6 protein-coding genes are annotated in these 12,055 nt (G+C 35.3%); 3 read left to right on the plus strand and 3 right to left on the minus strand.

The genetic code is table 11. The features are described 5' to 3' along the window. Positions 1–65 precede the first annotated feature (65 nt). From ORI98_RS14060 to ORI98_RS14070, 3 genes are read right to left on the minus strand one after another with little or no spacing between them, the layout of a single operon-like run. A complete protein-coding gene (locus tag ORI98_RS14060; protein WP_306135625.1) occupies positions 66–1,226 on the minus strand; it encodes a hypothetical protein in 1,161 nt (386 codons plus the stop codon). Continuing rightward, positions 1,219–1,680, minus strand: a complete 462-nt coding sequence (locus ORI98_RS14065) for a hypothetical protein (RefSeq protein WP_306135626.1) — start codon at positions 1,678–1,680, stop codon at positions 1,219–1,221. Before ORI98_RS14065 ends, ORI98_RS14060 begins: the two co-directional genes overlap by 8 nt. Next, on the minus strand, positions 1,667–5,074 hold the full coding sequence (locus ORI98_RS14070) for a tol-pal system YbgF family protein (protein WP_306135627.1): 3,408 nt from the start codon (positions 5,072–5,074) through the stop codon (positions 1,667–1,669). The genes ORI98_RS14065 and ORI98_RS14070 overlap by 14 nt, the downstream gene beginning before the upstream one ends. A gap of 1,302 nt (positions 5,075–6,376) precedes the next feature. On the opposite strand from ORI98_RS14070, the gene ORI98_RS14075 reads away from it, so the two are divergent. The 3 genes from ORI98_RS14075 to ORI98_RS14085 all read left to right on the plus strand — a co-directional run bounded on the left by ORI98_RS14075 (position 6,377) and on the right by ORI98_RS14085 (position 11,953). Next, positions 6,377–8,287: an ATP-dependent endonuclease gene (locus ORI98_RS14075; RefSeq protein WP_306135628.1), complete on the plus strand. Its 1,911-nt coding sequence runs from the start codon at positions 6,377–6,379 to the stop codon at positions 8,285–8,287. After that, positions 8,280–10,136 carry a UvrD-helicase domain-containing protein gene (locus ORI98_RS14080; RefSeq protein ID WP_306135629.1) on the plus strand — a complete coding sequence of 619 codons (1,857 nt, stop codon included), beginning with the start codon at positions 8,280–8,282 and terminating at the stop codon, positions 10,134–10,136. The genes ORI98_RS14075 and ORI98_RS14080 overlap by 8 nt, the downstream gene beginning before the upstream one ends. 395 nt (positions 10,137–10,531) lie before the next feature. Next, positions 10,532–11,953 (plus strand): HEPN domain-containing protein, encoded by a 1,422-nt coding sequence (locus tag ORI98_RS14085; protein ID WP_306135630.1) that lies wholly within the window; start codon positions 10,532–10,534, stop codon positions 11,951–11,953. Positions 11,954–12,055 lie beyond the last annotated feature (102 nt).

Genomic DNA, 12,055 nt, shown 5'->3' on the forward strand with positions numbered 1-12,055 from the left:
TTGTTTGGCGTTTGCGCAAAATAACTATTTAGTAAAGATTACATAACTCGATCTAATTGGTTAGTTTATTTATCCAGGAAAAGTGTAGCAGCTATTACGACTAAGATAGTAAAAAACAAACCAAATGGTATATGACGTGTATAAAGTAATATTTCAACATTCTCTCGCAGTGATGAAAATTTTCGTTCGTCAACCTGAGTCGCATCGTTGCCACAGATTGTTGGAACCCAAAATTTTTCTATAAAACAATTTTCGCGATTGAAAAAGTCATGTCCACCTTTATAAAAACGGTTTATAACTTGCGAGCCTTCAAAACCACTCCTTCCAGCCATCCCCATATCAACGCATGCATAATGACTGAGAATTAAAACATTGTCGTTATATCCACATTCATTGAAAATATTTTTGATAAAGTACCTTCTACTTAAATTATTAAAGCAATAGTCTGATTTCATAACAGAGCTAACGAGAAAAAGTTTCTTTATATTTAGGTCACAGCTAATGGGGAGTGATTCAAGTGCTTTAACTACAGCGTAAGTACCGAAACTATGTGCAAACACTGTAAGTTGAGCATCAGGATATTGCTCCGATAACCTTTCTAGCTCTGCCGTTAACTTTCTAATAACTATTTCTCTATATTTAGGTAGTAGTAATTGAATAGCTGAGAAGTAGTTGTATTTAAAATTTTCAACGACGAAATCATCTTCATGCTTACTGATAGCACTTTCTAGCTTGTTTTGCCAATGACCAAGAGTCCTGATACCATGAACAGATAAAATTACTTTTTTTCCAGCAACCCGGATTTTTGAAGTGTTTGATGATTGATCCCAAGCTATTTTATTTGCCAAAACTACTTTCCAATCACTTAATTCAAAATCATATAAAGAAAAACTAAGATTTTCGAAATTTGAACGCTGTTCCTTCTTTAAGTTTTCATAAGATGTTAACCCGATAATTTGTTTCGGGAGGTTATATTTTTTTGGGCTTGATTGTATTTTTTTTAGTAGTGATATCCCACCATTTTCTAAAGCTCTTCCATTCTTTGTCATAGGTAAGTTTAAGTCGAGAATAACCATAGAGTAGACTTTAACCTTCATTAGGTTTGTTGCCTCATTTACAGATATCACATGCTCTATATCTTTCTCACTAATCTTTAGACCTAATAGCTCATCTTTTACTATGCCAAATTTTTCCAGATTATCTTCGACTATTAAGTATTTACTCATCAGTTAGCCCATCTACAATTTTTATTAGGTCTTCTTCCCAACTCTTACTTTGTGTGTTGTAGTACACGCATCCTGAAAAAATATTAGGAAAATCATTATTAAGGTCAATACTCAGCTTATCTATGCTTACTGCATCGCTATGGCGACCAAAGATATCGAATTGAGTAACTACGATTACAGGTACAAATTTTTTCCGATACTGCATTTTTGCCATGATATCCCTACCAGCCAAAGCTTTAAGAGCTGGTTTTTCTCCAGGCTTTGGATCAAAATTAGGCATAGACATATCGAGAATAATGATATCAAAATCAAGTTTTTTTATTTTTTTTGCTGTCCCTGCATATGAAACTGAGTAATCAAAGTCGGAATTTTTATAATTTTCTTTTAGAACATCAACTATATCAGTAGCTTTATCTAATTGATCTTCCGCAATAAGGAAGTTAATATGTTTCATCAAAAACCCCTATTTCATCTAAGTGTATTTCCACGCCAAAATCTCGATTGTCTAGATAAACCGTTATTATATTGTTTGATTTGATATCATTTGTAATAACTTTCTTTATCTTAAATAGTCCACTTCCCGACTCTTTGTTTGCATCATCAATATAAGTTGAATTAATTTTTTCATTAATGGCTTTGACTTTACCTTGACTAATACTACAGTCATTAGGGTTAACTTTGTTAACAATTTTCAGCCTTAATTTATTGTTTATGATGTCAATACATATTTTTATTTTTATTGGCTCTTCATCTTTTGAGTGCACTACTGTATTGTCAAGTAAAATTAGAAAAATCATTACAAACTTTCTAAAGTGCTCACCTTTAATGAATTGTTTATTAAGATCTTGGGCGTTGATATCAAATGTTCTATTAGGGTGAAGTTCAAGTATCATTTCTTTTGCTGCATCTATAGATGAGCCAAGAAGGAAGCTTTGGCTTGTCTCATTTTTCCATGCCATCCACTCCATTAACTCATCGACTTTCTCATTCATTTCTCTTTGAGCAAGCTTTACTTTTCTTGTTAATTCATCAAACCTGTATCTAGAGTTTGTGATTTCACATCTGAGCGCGTCAAATAAGTCATTAATACTTTTTCTATAGTCGTTGTTAATATAATCCTTAAGCGAATCTAATGATTCATTAGTAGAACTGACTAAGTTATCAAGAATTAAATCTAAAATGTCTTCAATGGGTGTTTCTTTAGAAATGTTGCTAATTAAGTGTTCAACGAATTCTTGGTCAGTTAAGTAATTAAAAGCTTTTTCTTTATCGCTAAATTCACCTGTATTTATGTGTATGTAATGCTTGATTTCTTGAATTTTCTTATCTAACCCTATAGAAAAGCTTCTAAATGCATCATCTAAAACGCTACGAGTTTGTGGTGAAATATACGGGTTTTGGTCAAACCAATATTTATTTTTTTCGAAATGCCCTTTATCTGTTTTTAAATAAGATAGTTTGTGCTTTTTAGCTGGGCCCCATAATAAGTTAACAATACCACCGTGTCGAATGTTCATGTTTAGAAAATAGTCCAGACCATTTGTTGGACTTAATGTGAAAGCATCTCTAACTTGAAGATAAAAATCTAAAACGGATACAAAATAACTATTATTGCTCAATATAACAGTGCCCTTTTTCGTAGTTACATTGGTATAGTCGCTCTCGCTAATCTTTTCTTTTTCAGATTCTTTAATTGACTTGAATGTTTTGTCAAGGCGTTTGGTTAAACTATTTTTTACTGAAAGAAAGTCAACTTCTATCTTTCCTGCGCCACACTCAGTGACACAAGTTTCTTTAATTAACTTTTCAAAATTTCTAAATAGATCTTCTCTCAGTTCAGCATTATCCAACTTAGACAAAAGTGACTTTAATATATAAAATCTAAAAATATATACTTCCTCTGAAGATTCAAATATATCTATTTTCTCTAATGCTGGAGGTAAAAGAACCTCTTTGAAAAAATATGTGAATTCATCACCGTCTGGTATATGAATGTTTTTTGCTTCATCAATTCCCATTGAATCTAATATATCTTCACATAAGAGGCCTAAAATTTCGCCATCCTTGTAACCTAATAGTTTGTAGTGCTGATTGGATATGATTGCTCTGTCCACTAATTGAAATTCAGTTAGACCATCTTTGTCTTCGTTGTAAATGTAATCATAAACTTCTTTTGTTGGTAATAGGTTCTGACCTTTTCCATCAATAATTAATCTTGCTAGACTATGAATTGCTTTGTCATAGTGTCCCAAATTGTAATAGCAAGAGATTAATTTTGATTGTGCATATTCAGAGAATAGAAAGTCTTTATTTCTGCTTAATTCTTCATAATAAGGAATTGCATCATCAAAATTAGCGTTTTTGTAATATCTATCTCCAATTATTTTTAACTTACGGCTGCCATCAACTAAATCAAAATTATCATTATTTTGATAATCTTCTAACAAAATTTTCTGTGAAATATGCTCTAAAGGCAACTTGCTTACAAGATCTAGCTTTGTAAATGGATTAAGTAAAGAGCTATATATATCTATGTATGCATACAACTTTTCGGTATTAAATTGGTCTAGACTGTGAGAAAATTTATCACAATGCAACTTTATAAAGTATGACCAATCAGTATGATAAAATCGGAGGTAATATTTTTGTAGCGTTATAATTGATTTTCGTTTGTCTGAAGAAGTATATAACTCTGCGATTTCATTGCATATAATACCAAGTAAGTTATTTAGTCCAGATTTCAAATCGCATCTTATAAGTGATTTTATATAAATTTCATTTATAGAAACTAAGTTTGATTTTTTTGAAAGTAATTTTTCAGACTCGCTTATTACATCGTGGTATTTACCTTTAATATAAAGGTCGCAAATACGAATTAGTTCTTCATCATGATTATCTTTATTGATTTTCGACTTCGTTATTAGTGCAACTATATTTTTTAATGGCTTATCATCGATATCGTTGACTAGTTTTTTAATGGCATCAAGATGTCTTGATAATTTAATACCATTTAAGTACGTTGACTGAAGTATTCGTCTAAAACCTAAGTATCTATCTACTATATTGTTGGCCGAGTTTTCTGAAATGATATCAGAATAGTTGTCGTATTTTTTTGATGGTGAAAAGAAATGGGAGAAACAAATTATATCGTTATTACCATTAACTCCAAACTCTTCTGATTGATGCTGTATTGAAAAAGAATATCTTTCAAAAGATACGCTTTTATCACACCTGATAAATGGATAATTTGAGTAAACTTCTGATAGACTGTCTGATTTATTTAAGTTGAAATATTCAATCACTTCATTTCTAAAATCATCTGATTCACTATGTAGACCTTTTTCAGACAGAAGATTCAATTTAGATGAAATATACCAATTACTAAATCCAAAATCACTAAATATCTGTTCTAGCTTAAGTTCGGCGATATCCAGTTTCGAAGATAATAATAATATATCATATTCATCAGAAAGCTTTATGAAACTAGATATTTCAGCAGAAAACGAACTCAAAATGGTTGCTTCAAATGCAACATCAAAATCTAGACCATGTATCGAATCCATATATCGAAAATTGCTTTTGATACAAAAAGTAGGGGGGAATTTACAATCCACAGCACGATCTCGAGTACTTTCTTCCTTGAGCATGTTGGTAAGCTTATGCAATGACTCTTTCTCTGGAAGTGCGCGAGTTATTGATAATGTTATTGTTGGATCAACTCTGTTTGTCATCGGTTTCCCATCAACTGTTACAACTTTACTTGACGGTTTTTTTTTCAATCCTACAACCTGCTTAATAATTTTAGATTGCAGGCTTAATCCTTTTTTTCTAGTTCTTTTCTTCGTCATAATTCTACCTAAAACCTTATATTATCGATGTCAAGATAATTTATATCGTTTAACTATTTAGTGCCCGAAATCGATTTATTCTGATGATGGCTAGTAGCCTTATTGATATAAAATGTATATCAATTAAGTGCATAGTATTTCATTCGCTTGAGTAGCCAATTGGGCGAAACTGTTGTGTGGCAGTATAGTTCAAGCTTAGGCATAGATACGTGCCTGTTTACGAGCACTCTTTGGCAGCTAGTTTTTTATTTCTGTAATATTATATTGAATCGAGTTGGCAGCAGTTATATCTTGATTTTCACTATTCTCGACGACAGCTATTTGGTTACCAATATAGGAAGCTAACTTGCTTTCTGCTTTTTCCTAACTTTTAGTCTGTCCTTCAAATCTAAGTTTAATTTCATTGTGAGAATCTCTTGCCGTTCTTAATATGTTTTTTAATTCTGTAGCTCGGCTTCTAGCCCTCGCAGATTTTAAGTGGGTCTGAATTTTTGCCGAATTAGTGAAGACAATAAAACTATTAATCCAAGAATACCTAACGCAGTACTTGATAAGTGCTCTTGTAAGAATGAGGTGCCGAGTAGCCCACCAACCAAGTATTGGCCTATTATTAAAAGGTTTCCTGCATATTTGTTTTTTGAGCATTTTTTCTTGATTACTTAAGTAAGATTCTAGCTCTACTAGCCTATTCTCTATGTGTCCTAAGGGTACAGATGTAGGGGGATAGTCTCTTTTTGCTGAGCCAAATCCAGACATAAAACCTGCAATGCCAGTTATGAAGCCACTTGCGATAAGCATCAAATCCATGTAATTCAAACTCACTTAACTCTCCTTGTATAGCCAACAGAATATTTGCTTAAACTAGATTTTATCCATTTTAAAACAATAGCTTGTTGGTGGTCAAACTTGTTGTACTAGTTTTTGTTCAGGTTCACTTTTCTCATTATCTACATCAAACATTAAATGCAGATTTTGGCTGTAGTAAATCCCAAGAACAGTAGACATATTTTAGCCTTTCTTTGCCCAAACCCAAATTATCCCAATTCATATTTTGAGAACGCAAGCTTTAAACTATTTTTGTCCAGGTACGGCTTAGAGTGAACGCTCTAAATCGTTATTGCCCCATTGTTAGTTAGCGCCTAACTCATTCATCATTCATTTATTTAGGCATTTCCAATACTACTACTTATGCGAGATGGTGGTGGGAGCCTGTTCCTACAAACACGTCAAATAGTAACTCTTACGTGTGCTTTCTCATATAACCACTTACAAAACATGATATTAGCATAGATCTGGGTTAGTATGTCTGAACAATCATCGGTTAATCGGTTCGGTCTACAAGTTATGTATCTATCAGAATTAAAAGCACAGCATTTCAGACAGTTTGAAAATTTTTCTATGGCCTTCAACAAGGGACTAAACTTACTTGTTGGTGAAAATAATGCAGGTAAAAGCTCTGTTATCGATGCAATTCGACTCGTCCTTGATACAACTTCAGCGGAGTGGGTTAACCTGAAGAGTACTGACTTCCTAAATGGCAAAAATGAGTTACAAATCCAGTTAAAGTTTGAGGACTTATCCCTACGCGAGTCTGGCTTATTTTTAGAACATTTAACAAATGAAGAAGTAACCCCTGGAGTTGATAAATCAGTTCTATTCATAACTCTTTCAGCAAAACTCGCCCCAAACCCTTTCAAAAAATCTCAATTTATAAAGACCGAAATCCGTTCTGGTATCAATAATGATGGCCCTATAATTGAAAGAGACTTTCGTGAGTACCTCGCTGCTACTTATTTAAAACCCCTACGTGATGCCGAAGCCGAACTATCTGCTGGACGCTCGTCTAGGCTATCTCAAATTTTAGGAAGTAACGCCAGTTTAGCTGGGGATACGAGCGCAACTCAGCGTATTATTGAACTACTTACTGATGCAAGTAAGGAAATTCAGTCAGACGCCGCAATCCAAACTGCGCAAGACAATATAGCTACCCTGCTGAACTCTTTAACATTCAGAGCGAATGTATTTACGCCAGTCTTAAGTTTGTTAGGAAGCAAGGACTACGCAGACATGAGCGAATCAGAAAAATCATTCGCTCTTAAATCCATTTTAGAAAAACTAACCCTTGAACTTGATGCTTCAGGTATTAAGCACGGATTGGGTTATAGCAGTCTGTTATTTATGGCTACCGAGTTAATGCTAATAAAGCAAGAGGAAGAGCAATACCCTCTGTTGCTAGTAGAAGAGCCTGAAGCTCACCTTCACCCTCAGTTACAGTTGAAGTTTATTAATTATCTTCGAACTGAAAATAGCCAACTACAATGCATTTTATCCACCCACAGTCCCGTACTTGCATCAAAAGCCCCCTTAGATAGTTTAATCCTAATGCAAGAAGGCCAAGCTTTCCCTCTAAGAAAGGGATGCACAGCACTCGAAGACGAAGATTATGTTTTCCTTGAGAAATTTTTGGATTCCACAAAGGCAAATATGTTTTTTGCAAAAGGTGTATTGCTAGTTGAAGGGGTTGCAGAGGTAGTTTTAATCCCCAAAATAGCGGAATTACTTGGACGGCCTTTAGAAGACTATGGAGTGTCGCTAGTAAGCGTAAATGGTTTATCAAGGAAGCGCTACGCTAAGGCTTATCGATCCAGCCCTACCTCAGTAAATCCACAACCATTACCTATCAAGGTAGCTTGTATCACGGATTTAGATTTGTGGCCACATGAAGCCGAAGATACTGGTGATAACGATTATGGTTTTAAAACCAAAAAACAGCCAAAACCAAGTGGTAAAGGCGGAAACTTGAAGTATTGGCTTAATGAACTCAGCCCTGCCGAAGTAGATGCAAAAAGAGCTAAAAAGTCCGAGTTTGATGGAGAGCTAGTTAAAACGTTTATATCTAATGACTGGACGTTTGAGTTCTGCCTTGCAAAGTACGGACTGAGCGAAGAGCTATACCAAGCGATAAATAACAGCATGGATGGCTACGATGCACTAAATACTGATGCACAAATAAGAGCTGTCCAGCTGTATGGCGTTATCGAAGGTAAAGGAGATGGGAAAAGTGAAGTTAGTTATTCACTGGCTGATATCCTATCTAAGTACAAAGACCGCCCTCTAGATCTAAAAGCAAAGTTACCATCCTATATTGTTGATGCTATTGAGTATGTAACAGAACCGTTTCCTTTAGAAATGGAGCAGCAACAAGATGATTGAGATCAATGATATAGATATCCGCACAGTTGAGAGAGAGCTGGATGTAACGTTTGATACTACAAGAAAACAGATAATCAAAACATTCAATGACGTGCAGGCCTGCCCAGGTAGTGGCAAAACAACAATGGTGGCAGCCAAGCTTCTCATCATTGCCAAAAAGTGGAAACAAGCGCACCAAGGTGTATGCGTACTAACTCATACTAATGTGGCCAAGGGTGAAATAATAGACCGTCTTGAGCGGAGTGTTGATGGTCAAAAGCTACTGTCATACCCTCATTTTATTGGCACAATTCAAGAGTTTGTAAATAGATTCCTTGCGGTACCATACCTGCGCTCAGAAGGTTATAACGTAAACCAAGTTGACGACGATATTTGTTGTAATAAAGGGTGGCACCTTCTCTCTAGAGGAACTAGAATCTTCCTAGAACGAAATCACATATCTTCATTGCAAAACCTACAATATAAGCTCATTGACGGTGAGCTGATATTATCCGTGCCTGGGTTTAGAAGAATTTCAACATCAGCAAGCTACCAGAATTTAGAGTCTGTTAAATCTAGTTTAATCAGTGATGGGTACTTTTATTATCATGAGATGTATGCGTTTGCTAGGAAGTACATCCTAAATAATTCATCGATTAAAGGCTCACTTCAGTCTCGCTTCCCCGTTGTGTTTGTTGATGAGATGCAAGATACCCAGAGGTTCCAAGATGAATTGCTAAACGAAATATTCCAACATGACAATGTTAGCTTCCAAAGATTTGGCGATCCTGACCAAGCTATTTATAGTAGTGGGGAAGAGGGAAATCAAACTTACAATCAAGTTACCTTAGAGAAAGTCGAAGACAGTCACCGCTTTAACCATTCTGTTGCGCTGCTGGCAAAAAATTTAAGTTACAACCGTATCAATCTGAACTCAGATACAGCTGCACCAGAACAAGTCTTACACACAATTTTTTTGGTTGACGAGAAATCGCGACACAACGTTTTTGAGAGTTTTGCAGAATTGTGTGCACAAGCAGTCCCCGCAGACTGTAAAAGTCCAATTAAAACTGTCGGTGCCGTTGGTGTTAGAAAGGATGATGGATTAACCATTTGTAACTATCTCAACTCATTTGATAAGGGGAATTCAACAAATACGTTTAAGCCAAGCAAACTTATTCATTACTTTTATGAAGGGAGTCGCCTAAAAGATGGGCATCAAGGATATCGTCTAATTCTTGATGGAATTGTCAGATGCGGTCGAATATCTAATTCTAAACTATCACACCAAGATGGCACTCAATCTGGATACTCAACCACATATATACGTAAATACCTGAGAGAATCGGGTTTAACCATTGACTTTAATATCTTGATTAAGTCATTGATTGAAAATGAAATAACAGAGGGTGCATGGAACCAGTCAGTCACTACTTTATTCAGTTATTTGAACTTGGATGACTTGACCCAAATTCAAGAGTTTATCTATTTTGAAGGTGATACGTCCCTCGCAGATACTGTCAACAATGTCTGCGCTAACAAGGTTTATACAGACGTTGCAGGACGAATAATCGAAAATGAAGTTGCAACAATTCATGCAGTTAAAGGTGAAACACATGCTGCTACGTTGGTCTTGGAAACAAAATTCCGTTCAAATGATTTAAAGTCATTAATTGACTATATTCTAGCCGAAAACATTACGAAACCAACAGCCGCTACAAAAATCAAGTTCATGAAGCAGTTATATGTCGCCTTCTCAAGGCCTGAGCACTTGCTTTGCTTGGCTATGGATAAGTCTGGGTTCCCTGTACAGCATGTTGGGAAGCAGGAATACGCAGGCTGGAAAATTTGTGACCTTACAATGGTGTAATTTTCTATGTGGTAGAAGCTAATTGTGAATTGGGGGAACGTAAATATACAGTGTGCATTTTTCTCGTAAACTCGACGAATCACTGTAATTCTTTGAGCTTGTTCTGGGTATTGACATACTTTTCCTAATCCTAAGCGGACGAGTTAGAGTTTTGTATCTAACTCGTTTTTGTCCAACTTCGAGTCAGCGAGATCTACGCTGACTCACTTTTGCCCCAAAATGAGTTAAGGCTCGCCCTATTAGGTCAAATAATTTATTGGCTTGGGTATACAAAAAGTAATGGGCGTGCTCCTCAAAGAAATATGGTCTAAGCCCATTGGCTTTCAATGGTTACCTTTAAGGTTTCTCTGTTTACATTATTGGATACGTGAGTTATATCATATGGTTAAATCTTAATGGATGGAGTAAAGCAGTTGTTTGATGATGATAAAGTACTAAATCTTGGGAAGACATATACTTATACTGTTTCAGTAAGGGATATGGACAAGCTTTTTGCTGGTAAGCTTATCCTTTCTCCAGATAGGTGTACTTTGAGGGTAATGGGGGAGAGAAGGCCATCATACGATTTTAGTGAATCGACAAAGATCGAATGCAGTGCGTTTGATATGAACTTCCTTTTATTTGAATTATCTAATCATTATCAGAGTAGCCAATGTTTACAGTCTGCTGTTGATGAGCAAGTCGGTTTCTTTGAGTATGAATTTGAGGTGGGTTTTGTTGTATGTTTCGAAGGCCACTTTCACTCGTTTGATGAGGCAATAGGCTTTTGTGTTAAATCTGAAATGACTAAAAAGTGGATCGGTTATACAGAGCTACAGCAAGAGCTTGTTGAAAAGTTTCAAACTCGCACCCTTAACCCAATATCTGATTCCCTAGAGTTTAATCAAATACTGAAAGGCTATGGACAACTTAGGTTATTTTATCATTTCCAATCCCACCATAATGTGTACGAGTTTAGTTCAGGGTTGAACTTTCCACCTAAGCTTAGTATCCAATTTGATTCATCAGTATCGATGAGCGATTTGCATTTTGAATATATGAAGTTTTATCACTTAATGACTTTGCTCATTGGCTCGGACTTTAAAGTAAATGAAATTACCTTAACATCTGGAAGTCAGACATTTTCATCTAATACAAGTGTTTACTTCCCAACGACTAATCGAACTCATGAGCGTGACTATCCTGTATTCCCTCTTGGGTTGAACTTGAGATTTAATGATCAAGGTCTTCCTGAGTTTCCGCTGGAGGCGTTTAGTAATTACTACCTTCTAGAAGAAAAAGATAGAATCATTTTTACTAGGTATCTTAGATATCAAAGAATGAAATCTGATGAGGAGAAGTTTTTAGGATTTTTTCGACTGCTAGAAAGCCTAACAACTAAATCCAGTACGTATGTAGAGTCTGAATCTTTAAAGGCTTTTTTGAAAGAATCTAAAGCATGTATTCTGGAAAAATTGAAAGGTAAAGGCACAAGTAAGGATATCAAAAAGTTAATTTCTCGAATTGATAGGTTAAACATGATGAAGTATAACACTTCCAAGTGTATAGAAGACTTCCTCAAAAAATTACCAAATGAAATTAGGACATCAATAGCAGTTACAGATAAGGATGTTCAAGGTATTGTTAATCTAAGGAATAACATTACCCATGCTTATGCTTACACAATTGATGATAGAGAATTAGAGAAATACACGTCTTTCATTAACGCTCTTCTCTATCTAGCGTTGCTTGAAAAAATTGGTATCCACCCAGAATTAGGGTCTAAGGTCGTTTACAGGCTAGATGGGTATCACCATATTCAAAATCACAATTATTAAAGATTACGCTAGTCTTTAGCACATGGTGTGGCGGATGACTAAAACAGATCATCAATTGATAGGTGAACTATATAATTTGACGTACCTGAGGTTATCCGACTT

The organism is Shewanella sp. ULN5 (assembly GCF_030731885.1).
Taxonomy (GTDB): Bacteria; Pseudomonadota; Gammaproteobacteria; order Enterobacterales; family Shewanellaceae; genus Shewanella; species Shewanella holmiensis.